This is a genomic window from Paraburkholderia bengalensis (assembly GCF_037126505.1).
GTDB classification, from domain to species: Bacteria; Pseudomonadota; Gammaproteobacteria; order Burkholderiales; family Burkholderiaceae; genus Paraburkholderia; species Paraburkholderia bengalensis.
Window position 1 is genome coordinate 19,141 of the sequence record NZ_JACFYJ010000022.1, and the last position, 18,082, is coordinate 37,222.

The window sequence follows — 18,082 nt, forward strand, 5'->3', positions numbered from 1 at the left end:
GCCGGCCTATGCTCAGGTTCCCGGCGTATCCGCGAGCGTGACTTCGAGCAGAATGGCGTGGTCCGGTACGTCCATGGGAAGCTGGCGCACGTCGCGATGACTGTCAACCGGCACCGCGGAAAGAAGCGGGTCGTACACGTCGACACGGCGCGCAGTCGCGCCGAAATCGACGTTGACGCGCGCCGGCGGCATGGTGACGGGCGTTCCCTTCGCGCGATCCCAGATCTGCGATTCGTTCCATAGCACGAGTACGAAGCGTCCGTCCTTTTTCTGCAGCAGCATACTGTTTGCCGATGGCGGCATGTCCGACAGCGTGTACGCGAGCGTGTTGCGTGCGGCGGTCTTCGCACGCGTCGGCGTGCTGGCGTTCAGGATCGTCGTGAGGTTGCGAACCGCGTGGGCCACGGGCTTGGGGCTGTTGTCGAAGCGAAACATCCCGAAGTGCATTTCGCCGCTCTTGTTCTGCGGATCGGACTTTTCGTCGAGGAGCTCGTACACGTAGATCCGTTTCACGCCCGCTGCTGCCGAGTCCATATAACCGTTGAGAATAGCTTTGGCCTGGGTCGCCTCGTCGACGCCGATCATGTACCAGCCAGATTGCGGCATCGAGAAGTAGCCGAATTCGGTGATGACGATCGGCAGGTTGAATCTCTTGACGCTGTAAATGGCCGCCGGTATCCAGCTGCCGCCGGGCGAGTTATAGGTGGGCTGATTGCCGTTTTGCGGATACGCGTGCTGATTCGCGTAGTCGGCGGAGCCGGCGCGCGTGTCGACAGTCCTGACGTCGAAGCCGGTGAGATCGTAGACGGGGACGCCCGCCAGTTCCTTCGTGCCGCGTACGCGCGCGTAGGTTTCGCGCTGCGCGGCGAGTCCGGCCGCCGCGCCCGTGAGGCCGCGGTAGGGGACGGGAAAATTGTCGATCTCGTTGAAGCCTTCGATGGCCGCGATGCTGCCGGGGACTTCGGTATTGAGCTTCGCGGCCAGCGCGATCGACTCCGCGATGTTCGAGCGCACCAGGAAATTGAACTTCACGCCGTGTTGCGCGAGATAGGCATAGGCCCCGAACGGTGCGCTCGGGCCGGGCGTATAGTCGCGCACGTGACGGATGCCGAGCCACGTGATGTTGTCGGCGACGTTGCGCACATTCGCATACGCGCCATCCGTGTAGTTGACGTGGGTCACCACACCGAGCGTGTCGATGAAGGCGTCGACGGGCATAGCCCGCACGGGATCGCCGGCATGCGCGGCCGATGCCCATGCAAGCACGCAGAGGCTTGCGACGAGGTTTTTGACGGCGCGCGCTCCGAACCGTCGGTACGGTTTCGCCCGGCTTGCGCGGCGCGAACCGTGAGGGGCCGCGAGGGCAGGGATGCGTGCTACGGGATGGTTCACGACGTATTCCTCGCGTGCGACGCTTGCCGGCTCTGGGCGCTTTGCTCATACAGGCATCGTCGATGGGTTGGCCTCGGTGGGAGGCGCGTGTAGCGATCATTCTGATGTGTTGCGGCATCCCTGGTGTGTGCGACGGCGAACGGATACCTGTTCCACGGAACATCGGATCTCAGTTGCGATGCAGACGGGGCCGTCCGTGGAGAAATGCGGCGCCAGCGTTGCGCGGACGAATTGCCGCGCCATGAGCGACGGCGAACATTCGCCGGAGGGGACATCGGACACACTTCAAGCCATATAACTAACGAGGCGTGGCTTGTCGAATCCGGTCGTGTGTCGCGATGACTTCGCGCACGGATGACGCCCGGTCACGAGCGATACCTCGGACCCTGTCGATGACACACGTGCCTACCCCTAATCTGTTGATCAATGGCCGTTTTCTGGGCCGACGTGCGACGGGTGTCGACCGCTTTGCGTTCGAGACCATCCGCGCGCTCGATCAACTGATCGATTTGCGCGATCCGCTCATCGCCGGACTGCAGGTCGAGATCATCGTGCCGGAATCGTTGGCTGCCATGTCGAATCCCTTTCGGCACGTCGCGCTAAGAGCCAGCGGCAAAGGCGGTGGTCTGCGCTGGGAGCAACTTGCGCTACCGCAGGCTGCGCGCGGCCGCTTGCTGCTCAACCTGTGCAACTCGGGACCGATGATGTACCACCGTCAGGTGACCGTCCTGCACGACGCCGCGCCCACGCGCGTGCCCGATAGCTATAGCCGCTCATTCGTCGCCTGGTATCGCCTGATGGCTCCGCGTCTTGGCCGCGTATCGCAGCGTGTCATTACCGTGTCGGAATTCTCGCGGCGCGAGCTGTGTGACGCGTACCGGATTCCAGCCGGCAAGATCGGCGTCGTGTCGGAGAGCGGCGAGCACATGTTGCGCGTGCAAGAGGATGAAGGGACCGTGGCGCCGACGCTGAACGGGCGTCCGTTCGTGCTAGCCGTCGGCAGCCTCAACCGGCACAAGAACTTCCGGCTCGTCGCCGAAGCCGCGCGGCTGATCGACGATGCGCAGTTCGACATCGTCGTGGTAGGCGGTGGCGATGCGCGAGTGTACGGCGCGGGCAAGGACGCGTTGCCCGCCTTCGTAAAGCACCTGGGCTACGTGAGCGATGGCGAACTGGCGGCGCTTTACCGGCGTGCCGCGTGCTTTGTCTATCCGTCGCGCTACGAGGGCTTCGGGCTGCCGCCCGTCGAAGCGCTGGCACTGAGCTGTCCCGTCATCGCGTCGAGACTGCCCGCCGTCCAGGAGGCGTGTGGCGATGCCGTGCTCTACACGTCGCCCGACGATCCCGCAGAACTGGCACGCCTGCTCGAACGGATCACCGCCGACGCCGCGTTGCGTGCAACCCTGCGCGAGCGTGGCCGCGCACGGACGCAAGAACTGACCTGGCGCGCGACGGCTGCCAGGCTGATCGAGGAGATTTCGCCGTGGCTAATGTAACGCTTGCCCCAACCCCTGCTAACGACATACGCCGCTTTGGCCGCGTAGCGCTCGTGCATGACTGGCTCGCTGCCTATGCGGGCTCGGAGAAGGTGGTCGAGCAGATTCTTCAGCTGTTTCCACACGCCGATCTTTACAGCGTCGTCGATTTCTTTCCTGAGGCGCAGCGCGACGTGCTGGGCGGCAAACGCGCGCATACCTCGTTCATCCAGCATCTGCCGCGCGCGCGCAAATCGTTTCGCCACTATCTTCCGCTGATGCCGCTCGCCATCGAGCAGTTCGATCTGTCTGGCTACGATCTGGTGATTTCGTCGAATCATGCGGTGGCCAAGGGTGTGCTGACGGGCCCGCATCAGGTCCACGTGAGCTATGTGCACTCACCGATTCGCTACGCGTGGGATCTGCAGCATCAATATCTGGCCGAGGCGGGCATGCAGCGCGGCATGAAGAGCTGGATCGTGCGTCTGCTGCTTCATTACATGCGTATCTGGGATCATCGCACCGCGCATGGCGTGGATGCCTTCGTCGCCAATTCGGCGTTCGTCGGCCGGCGCATTCGCAAGGCCTACGGCAGCGACGCCACGGTGGTCTATCCGCCCGTCGATGTCGAGCGCTTCGAACTCAGCACGCAGCGCGAGGACTTTTATCTGATTGCCTCGCGCATGGTCCCGTACAAACGCATTCCGCTGATCATCGCGGCCTTTGCGGCGATGCCTTCGCGGCGCCTCGTGGTGATCGGCGATGGGACGGATTTCGCGCGCGCCAAGGCATGCGCGACGCCCAATGTGATGCTGCTCGGCTATCAGCCCGATGCGGCATTGGCGGACTACATGCAGCGCGCGCGCGCATTCGTGTTTGCGGCGGAGGAAGACTTCGGTATTTCGGTCGTCGAAGCGCAGGCCTGCGGTACGCCCGTCATTGCGCTGGGCCGTGGCGGCGTGCGGGAAATCGTCGTCGAATCGCAGGACCCCGAACGGGCGACGGGGCTCTTTTTCAATGAACAGAGCGTGGCTTCCATTGTTGACGCGGTGGAGCGCTTCGAACAGTCCCCGCCGTTCCGCGCGGAAGTGTGCCGCCGCAATGCGCTGCGCTTCACCCAGGAACGGTTCAGGCGCGAGTTCCTCGGCGTGGTGGAGCGCGCGGTCGAAGCCAGCAGAGTACCCGCCGATCCCCTGCCGGAGATTCGCCGCTGGCGCTCTGCCTGAGCCGTGCAACTATAGAACCGTTCACGGGTGAGCGAAGTGAGCGGACGGGAGATGAAGCAGTGCCGTCAATATATGGAGTCCTGGTCATCGTCATCGGGCTGCTGGTGCTCTATACGTCGTTTCGCGGTGCCATTTACGCGATGGCGGGGTTTTCGCTGTTCGCAATGACGCTTGCGCTGAATCTGGGCGGCATCGGCATCATGCCGGCGCAACTCTTTCTTATTTTCTTCGCGCTGAGGGCGTTCAATCTTGTTGGTGGAAAGGGGGTCGGCGACGCGCTCTCGATGGAAAGGCCGGGTTTCTGGCTACTCTGTACCTGCGTGTGGGGTGTCGCGGGCGCGATCATGCTGCCTCGTCTGCTGCAGGGCTCGACCTCCGTGTTTCCGGTCGACCGCAGTCTCACGGGTGCTGCAGTCGTGCAACCGCTCGGCCCCGTTTCCGGCAATCTGTCGCAGGCGATCTACCTGATTGGCGATCTCGTCGTGTATGCCTGTATGCATGCGTTTCTCAAATATCGCGGCGCATACCGGGCGCTCGCGAACGGCATTTTCCTGCTCACCATTCTCGATGTGTCCGCAGGCGTGATCGATTTCGTCACCCATGCAGCCGGTCTGGATGTGATGTCGGTCATCAAGACGGCACAGTACGCCGATTTGAGCGGACAGGAATTGGGCGGACTGGTGCGTATCACCGGCACGTTCGCCGAGACTTCGGCGTTCTCGAGCTTTACGCTGCCGCTCTTCGTGTTTTGCCTCAATCTCTGGCTGCTCGACTATCGTCCGAAACTGGCGGGGGCGCTCGCGATAGCGACGGGAACCCTGTTGCTGATGTCCACTTCGAGCACGGCCTATGTCGGGCTGGCAGCGTATATGTGCATCCAGATCATCAGCCGGCCCGGTCGCGTCGCGCCCGGCGCCGTCGCGCGCCAGCAGCGCATGTGGATCATCGCCGCCTGCGCGGGCGTGCTTGGCACCCTCTACGTCATCCTCTTCATGCCAGGCGTGGCCAAAGCGCTCGCCGACTTCGTCGACACCACCGTCATGAGCAAGGCGGATAGCTCGTCCGGCATCGAGCGGATGAGCTGGAACACGCAAGGCGTGACCAACTTCGTCGAAACATACGGGATAGGGGTGGGACTGGGCAGCATTCGGGCATCGAGCTTCCTCGTGGTGGTGCTGGCAAACCTCGGGGTCGTGGGTGTGATCTGCTACGGGATGTTCCTTGTCAAAACGCTGCTGCCGCCCGTGTCGTCGCATTACCCATTGACGGAACGGGCCGTCTGCCACGCGGCACGGCACGGCATGCTCGCGACCTTGATCGTCGCTTCTCTTGCAGCCGGGGTGTTCGAACTGGGCTCGACCTTCTATCTGTTTGCGGCCGCAGCGAGCGCGCTTTCGCAGCGTGCGCCCAGGCGCCTGCACAGGCGTCACGGATGGGCCACGCGGCGCATTCAGGGGTGATTGCCGGGTGTAGTTTCCTGTAGCCATGAGCCGTCGCGCAGCAGCACACGCTTCGGCGTCAGGATGGATGCATTTGCGTGGGGTAGGCAGCAGTGCCGGATCTGCGGCATCGATAGCATGGACCCCGAGGTGCTGGCTCGCATGGCTTGCTCCGTTGGCGCGGTCGGGCGATCGAATCCCGCGCAAGACGGACTGCCGTTTTCCGGCTGCCAGAAAAGCATGCATTGGCCGACGAGGTGAATGTTGAATCCGACTGTCTGTCCGCAAGTAGCCCCGTCCGGGGAAATGAGTCCGCCATCGTCCGCCGGGCAGGCGAAGGTCTGCCTGATTTTCGCCACACGCGGGCGCGCCGAAGTGCTTGAACGTGTCGTCGCCTTCGTCGATTGGCAGACCGTGCAACCTGATCTGATCATCGTGTCCTGTGTATCGGACGAGGATGCCGGCGCGCTCGCCAGCCGGCCCGGATTGCTCGTGATCAAGGGCCAGCCCGGCCTTACCGCGCAACGCAATCATGCGTTAAAGCACGTGCCGGACGACTTTGACGTCGTGGTCCTGCTGGACGATGATTTCCTGATGCACAGCCGATGGATCGCGGAAGTGCTCAAGACCCTGGATAGCGATCCTGCCATTGCCGCCGTCACGGGTACAGTACTCGCCGATGGCATTCATGGCCCGGGTTATTCCATTGAAGAAGGACAGGCGATCCTGGCAAGGACGACAGACGTGCCGGAAGACCTTAGCGTCGTTTCGACGGGCGGCCCGTACGGATGCAACATGGCGTTTCGCGCCCGCAGCATTGCCGGACTTCGATTCGATGAGCGTCTGGTTCTCTATGGCTGGCAGGAGGATCGCGACTTCGGTGGACAGATCTGGAATCGGGGCGGTCGTGTCGTGCGCATCAACACGGCACTCGGCGTGCATCTTGGCGTCAAGCGGGGCAGGGTGTCCGGCCGCAAGCTCGGCTATTCGCAGGTTATCAACCCGCTCTATCTGGCAAGAAAGAAGACCATGCCCTTGCGCGCTGCGCTCGCTCATGTGCTGCGCAATGTCGCGAGCAATGTCGTGCGCAGCTTTGCACCAGAACCCTGGGTCGATCGCCGGGGGCGGCTGGGCGGCAATCTGATCGGCTTGTGGGACTTTGTGCGAGGCAGGCTCACGCCTGAGCGGGCGGCAAAACTATGAACGCAATGGGGCGAAACCGTGTGTCCAGGACAATGGCGTTTAACGGCAAGTTCTTTGATGCACCGCCTAGCGGCGTGCACAGGGTAGCCGAGCAACTCATTGCAGCAACGGATGACCTGATTGCAGAGCAGTCCGGCTATGCCGCAGACTACGCGCTTGTCGTCAGGGATCGCGTCAAGGTCCCGTCGTACCGGAAGATCTTGTGCGTTCAGGACAATCCGCTGATTCGCCGGATACACCGGATAGCGTGGGAGCAATGCTATTTCCCCCTGGCTCGCAGAAAGGACTTCATTCTCAATCTGTGCAATCTCGGGCCGCTGTGTCATCGCGATTGCGCGACGCTGATACACGACGCCCAGGTCTATTCCACGCCGGAGTCGTATTCGCTGGGTTTTCGGCTGTGGTACAAGTTTCTGTTCTTTTTTATCGGCAGACGGCACAAGCTCATCGTCACTGTGTCCGAGTTCTCGCGGAGCGAGCTGGTGCGCTATGGCGTTGCCAGTGCCGACAAGATCGTTGTCGTCCACAACGGCTGCGATCATGTGCTGCAGGTGCCGCCGGATGAGCGACAACTCGCGGCATTGAAACTCACACCAGGGCGCTTTGTCCTCGCGCTCGCCAACACGCAGAAGCACAAAAACATCGCCATCCTTCTCAAGGCTTTCGCGCAGCCTGAACTGAAGGACGTCACGCTCGTGCTGTTCGGCGGCGCGACGAAAGCCGAGTTCGAGAACCTCGGGCATGTCGTGCCGCCCAATGTGCGATTTGCCGGACGGGTCACCGACTCGGAACTGGTGGGGTTGATGCTGAATGCCGGCGCGCTTGCGTTCCCGTCTTTGACGGAAGGGTTTGGTTTGCCGCCGCTGGAGGCGATGGCGCTGGGCTGTCCGGTGGTGGTCGCGCCATCTGGCGCGCTTCCGGAAGTCTGCGGCAAAGCCGCGCTTTATGCGGACCCTTTAGATCCCTCAGCGTGGAGCCAAACGATTCGAACCGTGCTCGACGATGAAGCGGTGCGTCAATCTCTGGTCTCGGCTGGGCGTCAGCGGGCTGACAGCTTCACCTGGAAACAGGCGGCGCGGAATCTGTTCGAGGCCGTCAAAACCGTGGTGCCCGCCTGACTGGTCACGAGCCTGTTCCGAAGTACGAGTGTAAGGTGGTTCGCTTCGCGCGCGTTGGCGGTGTGTGGCTTTTCGGTCGGTCTCCCGCACGGCGCGCCCGGTAGATTGCGACAGGTGCATCAGTGGTGCGTGCTTCGCTATCCGGCCGTTATGGGCACTTCGCGATGGTGACAGGAACCGGAAGCCGCACGGTCGAAGCACGGCGAAACGCATAAAAGAATAGCTTTGTCAGATGCCGACGCCGGCACGCTGGCTCGCGAATCAGGTTTGGAGGGCAGTGCAATGAAGAGATTGGACTCGGTGCAGGTGCTTCGCGCAGTCGCGGCCTCGCTGGTGGTGTTTTGCCACGCGGCGGCCGAGGTGGGCCACCGTGGCGCACCCGCATCGCAATTGTGGCCGCTCATCAACGTAAAGGGGCTGTTCGGCGTCGATATCTTCTTCGTCGTCAGCGGCTTCGTGATGATGTATATCATCTCGGGGCAACGCTCCGGGAGCACGACGGCCAGATGGTTTCTCGGCGATCGCATCGTGCGCGTGGTGCCGCTCTACTGGGTGGCGACGCTGCTCTCGGTCGGCATCGGTCTCGCGCTGCCCGCACTCAAGAACAAGAACTGCTACGAGGTCGCGTACGTCGTGCGCTCGCTATTTTTCGTGCCGTCCACGAACCCGCTGACGGGTGCGCCGGAACCGGTGTTGGGGCTTGGCTGGACGCTGAACTTCGAGATGTTCTTCTATGCCGTCATTTCGCTGGTGCTGCTGCTCGGTATCCGGCGCGTTTATCTTGCCGTGGTGGCGATATTCGTGACGCTCGTCGCGCTCGGTCTCTTGATGAAGCCCGAGTACCTCATCCTGAGAGGCTGGACTCATACGATCATCCTCGAATTCGTGTTCGGCGTGGTGTTCGCGCAGTTGCGCCTGTCGGGATTCCGGATTGGCGCCCTTGCGCAAATCGCGCTGATCGTGGCGGGCGTGACCGGCTGGCTACTCACGGGGCCGTCCGCAGACGGCACATTCGACATGCGCGGCCTCATGTGGGGCCCGCCCGCTGCGGCGATATTCGCGGGTGTCGTCATGGGCAGCCGCGATATCCAGTATCCGAAGCTGCTTCTGCTGATTGGCGATGCGTCGTATAGCCTGTATCTGACGCACCTTTTCATCATGCGCGCCGCGTCGCTGCTGGTAAGCCATCTGCCCGTGGGGCCCGTGCTGCGCGTCGTGTCGTTTTTCGCCATCTTCGTACCCTGCGCGGTGGGCTTTGCGATCCTGTCTTACCGCAAGTTCGAAATACCGACCATGCGTTTTGGCCGTGGGTTGCTGCGGGCGCGGCCAGGCAAAGGGAGTGCCGCCGAGGGCGTTTCGGCAGGAACCCGGCAGGCGGGTACCTGAGAGAGCCTGGCGCACGAAGGGCGCCATCTTGGCGGGTGTGTTAAACGCTTCGAATGCGCGCGGTTGACCGACGCACCGACCCGCCAACCGAATCAATGAGCGTCCCTGAATAAGCTGGAGAATCGCCCAGTTACGAACGGGGCCACCAAGGCTGCTTCTTCCGGGGCGGCCTTTCCGCAATCGCCTGAATTCTTTGACGATATCTATGGGACGCCATACCAGACTCTACGGGGTGCAACATCTGCGCTTTCTGGCCGCCTTTGCGGTATTGGCACACCATATCCTCGAAGAGGCTTCGGGAAGTCCGCTGGCGCTCGTTTCTTCTTCCGCGCAGCGCGTCGGAGCGTGCGGAGTCGACATCTTTTTCGTCATCAGTGGACTGGTGATGTGGCATACGACGGGCGGCTTCTCGTCTCAAATGTCGGCCAAGGGATTCTTCGTCCGTCGCCTCACGCGAATCATGCCGCCCTATTGGGGATGCCTTGCCATTGTGGTTGCGCTGTCTTGCAGCGCGATCGCATACCGGCACGTGCAGATCGACGCCATCGGCCTCGTCGAGTCGGTGCTGTTGCTTCCGCCCACGACATCGTCTGGTCAGGTCATGGGCGTTGCGTGGACGCTAGTCTATGAACTTTATTTTTACCTCATCTGTACTGCGGCGCTGTGTCTGCCGTGGCAACGGTATCGTGCGGCGTTGATTGTCGCCCTGCTCGCGGGTGTGCCCGTCGCGCTCAATATGGTCGGCGCCACCACGCAGTTCCAGTACTACGGGAGCCCACTCGTCATCGAATTTATGTGCGGCATCTTTCTTGGCGGCATCAGTACGCGGCTGCCTGAATTAAGCCCCCCCCCATATCAGGTGCGTGGTGTTGCTGACGTGTGTTGCCCTTTTCTGGTGGGCTTCTGCGGCTTCGCCCGATGAAACGACATCGGGCCTGTCGCCCCCGTTCAGATGGTGGGCCTGGGGGCTACCCGCGACACTTCTCGTGGCCGCATTCGTGCACACGGAAGATAGTGGCAGTCGGATTGGCCGTACCTTGACGGTGCTCGGCAACGCGTCTTATGTGCTTTATCTGACGCATGGATACTGGATGAATGTATTCGCGAAGGCCGTCAAAGCCGGGGCGTTTCATAGTGCGTTCAGCCTCTATCTGGCGGCATTCTGCGTGGCGTGCCTCGCGGTTGCATTTGCAGCCGGTGTTCACCTGTACCTGGAAAAGCCGTTGCTTGCCCGGCTAGAGAGCAAGAGATCGCGGATTCGTCGAACGGCACTGACATGAGGCCGCATTGCGCGACTGTTGCTTGCGTCGAGATTCGGCATTTCGCTGCGGTCGTGAAGGTGGTCAAAGAGCAGGACAGGGTCCGGGCGAAGTGCTTCGTAAGCAGCTCGCGGCGGGCATGGGTGTCTTCGGCGCGCGCGTCGTCGATGACGCTCTACGGATGCAGTTCGCCAATACGAGTGTGATCTTCGTGGTCTGCGAACGGCGGGCGAGTCGTCAGGTAGTTCAAGCGAACTGATACCCCTTTTGCCAAAGGGACGTGCGATTACCCTCTCACGCGCAATCAGACGGTCATCCGGCCTTCTGATCCGCCGTCATTGCGCTGGGCGTCACCAAAGGCGTTGCGGGCCGCGGTACAAGTCTCTTCGTCAGAAAGGCGCGGAAGGGTTCCTCGACGAATCTCGTCAATAGGATCGCGCTCACCAGCGTCACTGCGCATGCGACGACGATCGGGACTGTCGCCGGCTCGTTCGGCTTGCCGAACAGCATGAAAACGGCCCGGCCTATCGGAAAATGCAGGAGATAAACTGGATACGAGAGCCAACCGAGAAATTCCGCGGTTTTCGCTTCGAAGGTCGAAGCACACGACAGCTTCGCACCGACCATCACGAGGCACGGTGCAACACAGAAAATAATGAACGCCGGGTACACGCCGCGAAGCGACATCGGGAACAGAAACATCGCGAGCGCGACGATATACAGGCCGTATGAATTGCGAAGCGCCTGTTTCAGGGCGTCCATGATACGGAGATCGACGCCGGTGCTTTTCAGGTTGTATAGCAGGACGCCAACCACGAAACCGAATGAAACACGGTAGAACCCGCCATCCATTCTGCTGCCCGCCCAGCCTTGCGAGAAATCGACGATCGAGTGCCCATGGCTCTCGAAACTCGTCAGCGCCCCCGTGATCAGAAACATGAGGCCGCTGACGACGATGATCTTGAACATCATGGAACGGCTCAGCCGTACGATGATCACGAAGGCGATGCTCGCCACCATTTCAAAGAAAAGCGACCACGCGGGGGGATTCACCGGAAATATCTCGCCGATCGTGAAATCGGCGGCAGCAACGGCGCCAGGAATCGCCATGTTCGCATTGCCGAGATGGCCGATATACGGAGTAAAGAACAGATTGTGGATGGTTGCCGAAATGACACTGGGCATCGGATAGGTCGACAGGCTGAGCATTCTTGCCCCGATCAGCACAGGCAGTCCGATTAGCAGGGAAATAAGCAGCATCGGATACAGCCGGATAACGCGCCGTTTTATATATTCGATTGCCGTCATTCCACCGAGGAGCCGTGTTCCATAAGAGTGGGCAATGACAAAGCCGCTCAGCATGAAAAACAGATCGACGGCCACATAGGCATTCTTGAATGCCTCTTGAGTGAAATGCGACATCATCACTGCGATGGCCGCGACGCCTCTCAACCCGTCGAGTGCATCGTATCTGCTGTTTTTCGTCCCCATCGCACCCCCAGATTTTCTGTCCCGCAACGGCGAGGTCGTCGCCCCGCAGTTTGGCCATTGCTGTCAGTGAGTCTAGCGGCCCGGCCGGGACGACTGTGTGCGTTGGACAACGCAGTGCCTGGGTTGCAGGGCGTGCCCAGCTAACGTCGCGGCGGGGCCTTTCCCCAGAAATTGTTGTGCAGCCCACGGAAAGGTTACGGCAAAGAACTTACGCTGGTTCATAGCGTACGCCACCGTGTGCTGAGACACGCCGGCGCGGACATCCGTGCGCGCCACGCAGCATTGCTAACTTGGGACCGTAGAGAAAATGAAGATCTTCGTCATCAATCTCGACAAGTCGACAGACCGACTGAGCCACATGACTGCTCAGATCGACAGGCTGGGATACACCTGGGAAAGATTCCCCGCCTTAGGGCCGGTACAGGTAGAAGAAATGAGTCGAACGCTGGGTTTGCCGCTGTTTCGCGGCACGTGTAGCGCGGGCGAAAAGGGCGCTGCGCTCAGTCATTATTCGATCTGGAAAAAGGTGGTGGAGGAAGGCATTGACGACGCGCTAGTGCTCGAAGACGACGTTCATTTTTGCCGGGATGCGAGAAGCCTTATCGATTCCCTGAACGAGAAGATCTCACGGGGATTTCGTTATGACATTGTCAAAATGGAAACTTCCCTGGCTGGCATCATCATTGATCGAAAAGGCCTGAATCTGTCGGCTCGCACGGGACTGCACCGCTTACGAAGCAATCACACGGGTGCTGGCGCCTATTTGATCTCGAGAGATGGATGCCGCAAGATGATCGAGCGTTTTGCATCCTCTGATCGCGCGGTCGATCTTGTCATGTTTAGTGGCGATCTCGAAGCGACGCACATCTATCAATTGCACCCCGCGCCGTGCATCCAGGATGTTTGGCTAAAAAGTGGAAAGAAGGGGATTGCATCCGTGATAGGAGAGGAGAGATCTGAGTGGAGACCTAAATCGATCTGGGTTCAAAGAGCAAAGGTACCTTTCCGTGGCGTATATGATTTCCTTCAAACGCTGCGTGTCTGGAATAGAGGTCTGGTAAAGATCAGATCCAGCTACCAGGACGGAATTTGAGTTGCGTGGTGGTCTGACTGCAGGGGTCCGTCGGGCGAGACTGCACGAGGGTTGCGGGCGAAACCATGGACGGCCGGGAATCGGCCGCCGCCGGACAGGCTGTTTCGCAGCTTGCGCCTGCGGCTGTTCAAGGCAACTACACTACGCCCGGGTCGCGCTCGAGCAACCGCTCGATCAACCTTTAGCGACTCATCCCGCGACCGTGGTTTGAGGCGCTGGCAGCGTTACAGGCTTCGCGGCCGTACGCTCATCAAAGATCCCACGTCATCCTTTTTCCCCCGGACGCAGCACGAGAACGGGGCTGCCGACCGCAAAGATCTCGCTGATCAAACGGGAGCGCACCAGAGAGACGAGCAGCGTCGTCAGCAGCGTCAGTTCTCCCAGCAGACGCGAGGCCACCATGCCCATCGCCCCCCAATGGCTGGCGAGCGGAATCGCAGCGATGATGCCGACGATCGCAGTCGCCACGCCCGCGCGTGCGAGCAGGCGATCGCGATGCCGGGGAATCAGGAAATAGAGGCCGATGACCTGGTTGACGATACTCAGCGGCAAGACCAGCACGAAAAATTTCAGCACGGGGATGGAGGACTGAAAGCCTTTGCCGAACACGAGCGGCACCAGCCAGTCGGCGAGGACCATCGTGCAGGCGACGCCGACGAGTGAGCCCGCAAGGAAGAAGGCCAAAATGCGCCATGCGAGCCGGTTGGCCTTCGCCGGGTCTACGCCGACGAGATACGTGACCTTAGGGATGAGAATCTGCGACGCGGGGGCGGTCAGGCTGAGCGCGACGGCGATCAGGCGCTCCGCCACGCCGAACGCGCTGACGTCGGCAGCGGGCGCGAGCACGGACAGCAGGTAGGTCGAGGCGGTGACCAGCAGTACGGACGTACCCGTGTAAATGAAAATGATCTTCGAGCGGTGGATCAGGCCGATGCCGGCGCGGATCGAGGAAAACCAGCCGGAAAACTCCCGTCGGATCGCGCCAAAGCCGAGCACCGTTTGCAGGATGCACGAGGCCAGCAGTAGAAAGAAAACCCGTGAGAGGTCGGATGGTTCATGGACGAACAGAAAAATGAGGGCGAGCGATGTGATGAAGCCGACGACCTCGATCAGAATGCTTGTCAGGGCGCGTCCCGTGCTTGTGTAATACCAGCCCGGGTTGAACGCAGCGAGCAGGCCGAGCAGCACCGTCGTGCAGCCCAGCATCGGGTGTGCGGACAGCACGGGGGAGAACGCTACGGCGCCGAGCCCGAAGATCGCGGTCGGGACGCACAAAAGCAGCCGGCCTGTCATGTGGCTCGACAGGATTGCCGCGCGTTCGGTGCGGTCTTTGGCGTACACTGTATCGCGGCCGCCGACGGTAGGGAATCCGAAATTCACGAATCGCCAGAGCGTATTCGACAGCGACATGCCCGCCAGCACGATGCCGTAGCCCGCCGGGCCCAGCGTTCTGCCGTAGAAGGGCAGCATCAGCAGCGGGTAGACGTAACGGACGACGTACGCGATGTACGTCGCGGCGAGCTCCGCGCGGGTTTTGGATGGCTTCACCTGATCCATGAACGTACCGTGTAGCCGAGTCTGATCGTCTTCTGCACGAGCCGGTGCGAGTGCGGAAAGGCGCGCACCACGGCTCCGCTCGGCCAAAGCGACTGTTTTGCGACGAATAGCCGCGTCCATGCGCTGGCTTGCCTGAGGTTCGGACCGGTGACCTTGACCGTGTCGTCGCGTCCGTAATCAAGCGACCGATCCCGCTCGGCAAGCCGGTTGACCAGTTCAGGGTCCGGAAACATGATCACGCGCTCAAGGGTCTTGGCTGCCAGTTCGAATTCGGCAAGCGACGTGTCCCCTGTGTGCCTCTTCGCGCTCCGGGCAACATAGTCGGCAATTTCCTCGAATTGCGGGTCCGGCATGCTGACGAGTTTCTGTTGCCAGGCTTGCGTTTCCAGGTTCGAGACAAGACTGCCGTCGGCGCGTCGGTCGAAGCGTCGCACGCTTTCGAGATCGGGCTCGACGAGGCTTTCGATCAGATGCCAGAACGCGAGCACTGACGATATAGAGTCGCCGGGCTTGTAGCCGTTGCGCTCCGTCAACAGTCCGGTCACGAACGGAAAGTGCTCGCGCCCGAGATGCTTGTAGTCGCTGCGGGCAAGCTGGACGCAATGGCCGCGGTCGATGAGTTTGCTCTGCATGAGCATCTTGAAGGTGGATCCATAAAGCCCGGTATCGCACAACACGATGCCTTGCCGGCCCGCGGTAATGCTTTGCCACACTTCGCGGAATCGCCCGGCTTGCTCGACGATCTGTTCATGCAGATGCGGCTCGCGTCCGTCGCGCAGCGCGTCGACAAACTCGCGCACGGTTGCGTAGCTGCCGTTGGGCGCCATATCGGCGCCAGTGAGCGCGCGTGCAAGCGCCGAGACCTTACGCACCTCGAAGGAATAGTCCAGTTCGTCGACTACGCCGTCTCCTCCATACACGAAAGCGTCTCGTGCCGCGACGAGCCGTGAAATCATCAGAGACTGGACGCGGATATCGCCGCGCGCGGGACATTGTGCGGCGTAGAGCTCGTAGAGCTTTTGAAGGCCCAGTCCGCCGCGCGCGCAGAAGAGCGCGACCACGGGGCCTTCGATGGCCGCCGTCTGTTGGAGGTAGACATGCAGTCTGCGGCAGTATTCGGCGAACACAGGGCCTAGCACGTCGGGGACGAGGGTATCGTCAGCCGTGCGTGAGTCGCGACCCTTCACGCGTGTTTGAGCCTGGCGGTGCCGCCCGTGATGCCATTGCGACTGGCCGCGCGCGAGCACCGCGTTGGCGCGCAGCATCGCTACGTGCAGGCGGGAACGCGGGCGCAGGATTGCCGTCATACCGCAGCGGCGCGGCATGGTCCAGTCCGCGACGGGGTCGTCGCCGAGGTGTGCCATCTTCGACAGCGGAACACGGGCTGCGTCCGACACTGCCGCGAAGATCGTCCCATCGCGTTTCGTGAGTTGCAGGTCGGCGCTCGTATGGACGGCGTCCCATTGAAGTCCGGGCGGACAGATCGCCGTAATCAGTTGCCGCAGCGCGTCGCCGGACAAGCTCGTGTCGCTCACCACGCGCAGCGAAATCCCGCTTGCGCGGAGCCGTTCGAGCGCGCGTATCAACGGCACGTTCGGCACGAGGCATTCGCGCTCCACCGCGAGTTCGCAGGCGATCCATTCCGGCACGTAGGTGGTGTCGATATGGACAAGTTCCAGCAAGCTGAGTGCGATGCTTTCGAGGCGGACTTCACCGTGTCCGGCGACGTTGCGCGCACGGTGAGCGATTTGCTCGAGCTGGCGCCGGCGCCGGGCGAGCGCATGAGGCGCGAGTTCGTCCGGCCGCAGCGCGAGACGTTCGCAGAACAGCTTCGCCGCTTTCAACAGGCGCTGCTCCAGCGACACGGGTTTGCGAAGCAGCAGCGTATCGAAGGCATCGACGCAAAGCAGGGTGCTCTGCGCTTCTTGCAGCAAACGTGGGAGAGACTTCACGAAGGGCCATCCTCTCAGCAGTCACGCTGTGTTTGATTCACCGGCTCCATGTGCGGCCTGTGTGTCGCGGCGCGGAGCTCTGTGTGTCGGTCCAGTCGATGCGCGGCGAGGACGCGCCTGCACGACTCTGCGGCCCATTGTGAACAATGAAGGATGGCGTGTTTGTGCGTGGGCGTACGGAGGGCGGGGTATTTGCCGGGCTGGACCGACGCGAGACCGGACCGCTTTCGGCCAGCTTTCGTGTCCCCGCGTCGGGGTTTGGGCCAGCTCAGTTTTCCTCTGCTGAGGTCGATCGTTCCGAGGCGGACCGTTGGCTCGCCTCGAAGCTCGGTTGCAGAAAGTCGATCACCTCGGCATCCGTGATCGGTTTGAGATGCAAGCCGAACGCGGTGTTGAGCGATGCGACGAGATGCTGCGCCCAGAGGGCGTTCCAGACAACGCCTGCATGACCGTCGGAGGTGGCCGCGTTGTGAGGATCGTCGCCGGACGTATTCGTAATGGCCCAGCCGGGCGAAAGATGCACGGTCTTATAGAGCGGACGGCCGCGCTCGTCCCGCGCGCCCCACAGGCTCGCGAACCAGGCGCGATCGCCCAGAAAGGCGACATGGTGATCCACCGCGGCCAGCTTGCGCAAGCCGTCGTCGAAGCGGTTCAGCCCGGCGTCGATATTGGCGATCGCGCTGGCGGATTGCCAGTTGTCGAACTCCCCCGACCAGTCTGCGTTGCTGAGGATGCCGATGAGCAGCACGTACGTATCCGGGTGGTGTTTGCGGATCAGGGCGACGGCCTTGCCGATTTCCCCGAGCGCGGCGTTGATCCTCTGCGTGGGAAACGGGCCATTCGGATCAACCGCCATGGCGTCGAGGACCTCGTGCGAACCGACGTCGTTGATACCGATCCGGATCAGCACGACGCCGCCTTTCCAGGCTTGGGGCTCGGTGTCCATCAGCGCGACAAGACGGATTGCCTGACGCATCGGGTGTCCCATCAACTGGTTGGACCAGGCGCCGCTGATGGCAAAGTTGTAGCGGTAGTCTTCTTTGGCCGGCGCCCGAGCGAGCGAGCCGAACGCTTCGTCGAAGTACGCGCGATACTTGTTGGTGCCCCAGGCGCCCCATCGGCCCTGATCGATCTGGTCGCCGCGTAGCCGGGCCAGGACCTCGGTCCACTGCCAGGTGGTCGCGCGCCAGGGGCCGCCGCGCGCGTTCGGATCTCTCGACATCCGCGTGTCGTGATAGGACTGGCTGTCGGAATCGCCGAGCACGGCAAGCCGTATCCGGTTGGACGGCACCGTCTGACCGTTGGCAACGGCGGCAGCCGGCTTGCGGGACAGTTCGGCTCCCGCCAGCCTGACGTAAATCAGGCCGGCCCCTGTCAGCGCACCGCAAAACACGACCAGCAACACTCTACGCAAACGAGACATAGCCCAACCACCTCATCCGATCGGTCAGCAAGGTATGGCGTTCCTATCTATCTCGCGCCGAAGCCAGG

The 18,082-nt window shown here is 61.7% G+C and carries 14 protein-coding genes; 9 read left to right on the plus strand and 5 right to left on the minus strand.

Going from position 1 to position 18,082, the window contains the following annotated elements:
• Positions 1 to 12 precede the first annotated feature (12 nt).
• Positions 13 to 1,392 (minus strand): glycoside hydrolase 5 family protein, encoded by a 1,380-nt coding sequence (locus H3V53_RS15545; protein ID WP_336598694.1) that lies wholly within the window; start codon positions 1,390 to 1,392, stop codon positions 13 to 15.
• A gap of 392 nt (positions 1,393 to 1,784) precedes the next feature.
• Here H3V53_RS15545 and H3V53_RS15550 point away from each other — a divergent pair, with 392 nt between their 5' ends.
• From H3V53_RS15550 to H3V53_RS15585, 8 genes are all read left to right on the plus strand, one after another.
• The gene (locus tag H3V53_RS15550) at positions 1,785 to 2,888 is read left to right on the plus strand and encodes a glycosyltransferase family 4 protein (RefSeq protein WP_336598695.1); all 1,104 of its coding nucleotides are present in this window, start codon (positions 1,785 to 1,787) and stop codon (positions 2,886 to 2,888) included.
• Entirely contained in the window at positions 2,876 to 4,093 is a 1,218-nt protein-coding gene (locus tag H3V53_RS15555; RefSeq protein ID WP_336598696.1) for a glycosyltransferase family 4 protein, read from the plus strand. Before H3V53_RS15550 ends, H3V53_RS15555 begins: the two co-directional genes overlap by 13 nt.
• Positions 4,094 to 4,152: 59 nt before the next feature.
• Positions 4,153 to 5,553: a hypothetical protein gene (locus H3V53_RS15560; RefSeq protein WP_336598697.1), complete on the plus strand. Its 1,401-nt coding sequence runs from the start codon at positions 4,153 to 4,155 to the stop codon at positions 5,551 to 5,553.
• A gap of 240 nt (positions 5,554 to 5,793) precedes the next feature.
• Positions 5,794 to 6,735, plus strand: coding sequence for a glycosyltransferase family 2 protein (locus H3V53_RS15565; RefSeq protein ID WP_336598698.1), 942 nt, complete (start codon positions 5,794 to 5,796; stop codon positions 6,733 to 6,735).
• Positions 6,736 to 6,767: 32 nt separating this feature from the next.
• A complete protein-coding gene (locus H3V53_RS15570) occupies positions 6,768 to 7,853 on the plus strand; it encodes a glycosyltransferase family 4 protein (protein ID WP_336598699.1) in 1,086 nt (361 codons plus the stop codon).
• Between the two features lie 282 nt (positions 7,854 to 8,135).
• Positions 8,136 to 9,239 carry an acyltransferase family protein gene (locus H3V53_RS15575; RefSeq protein WP_336598700.1) on the plus strand — a complete coding sequence of 368 codons (1,104 nt, stop codon included), beginning with the start codon at positions 8,136 to 8,138 and terminating at the stop codon, positions 9,237 to 9,239.
• A gap of 205 nt (positions 9,240 to 9,444) precedes the next feature.
• Positions 9,445 to 10,161, plus strand: coding sequence for an acyltransferase family protein (locus tag H3V53_RS15580; protein ID WP_336598701.1), 717 nt, complete (start codon positions 9,445 to 9,447; stop codon positions 10,159 to 10,161).
• Positions 10,106 to 10,519: an acyltransferase family protein gene (locus H3V53_RS15585; RefSeq protein WP_336598744.1), complete on the plus strand. Its 414-nt coding sequence runs from the start codon at positions 10,106 to 10,108 to the stop codon at positions 10,517 to 10,519. The genes H3V53_RS15580 and H3V53_RS15585 overlap by 56 nt, the downstream gene beginning before the upstream one ends.
• A 291-nt stretch (positions 10,520 to 10,810) precedes the next feature.
• On the opposite strand, the gene H3V53_RS15590 is transcribed toward H3V53_RS15585, so the two are convergent.
• Positions 10,811 to 11,989, minus strand: coding sequence for an acyltransferase family protein (locus H3V53_RS15590; protein ID WP_336598702.1), 1,179 nt, complete (start codon positions 11,987 to 11,989; stop codon positions 10,811 to 10,813).
• Positions 11,990 to 12,296: 307 nt separating this feature from the next.
• On the opposite strand from H3V53_RS15590, the gene H3V53_RS15595 reads away from it, so the two are divergent.
• Positions 12,297 to 13,082 carry a glycosyltransferase family 25 protein gene (locus H3V53_RS15595; protein WP_336598703.1) on the plus strand — a complete coding sequence of 262 codons (786 nt, stop codon included), beginning with the start codon at positions 12,297 to 12,299 and terminating at the stop codon, positions 13,080 to 13,082.
• Positions 13,083 to 13,346: 264 nt separating this feature from the next.
• Here H3V53_RS15595 and H3V53_RS15600 read toward each other — a convergent pair whose 3' ends face one another.
• The 3 genes from H3V53_RS15600 to H3V53_RS15610 all read right to left on the minus strand — a co-directional run bounded on the left by H3V53_RS15600 (position 13,347) and on the right by H3V53_RS15610 (position 18,014).
• Positions 13,347 to 14,639: an oligosaccharide flippase family protein gene (locus tag H3V53_RS15600; protein WP_336598745.1), complete on the minus strand. Its 1,293-nt coding sequence runs from the start codon at positions 14,637 to 14,639 to the stop codon at positions 13,347 to 13,349.
• Complete coding sequence (locus tag H3V53_RS15605) at positions 14,627 to 16,591, minus strand: HAD family hydrolase (RefSeq protein ID WP_336598704.1); 1,965 nt, start codon at positions 16,589 to 16,591, stop codon at positions 14,627 to 14,629. The genes H3V53_RS15600 and H3V53_RS15605 overlap by 13 nt, the downstream gene beginning before the upstream one ends.
• A gap of 268 nt (positions 16,592 to 16,859) precedes the next feature.
• Complete coding sequence (locus tag H3V53_RS15610; RefSeq protein WP_336598705.1) at positions 16,860 to 18,014, minus strand: SGNH/GDSL hydrolase family protein; 1,155 nt, start codon at positions 18,012 to 18,014, stop codon at positions 16,860 to 16,862.
• Positions 18,015 to 18,082 lie beyond the last annotated feature (68 nt).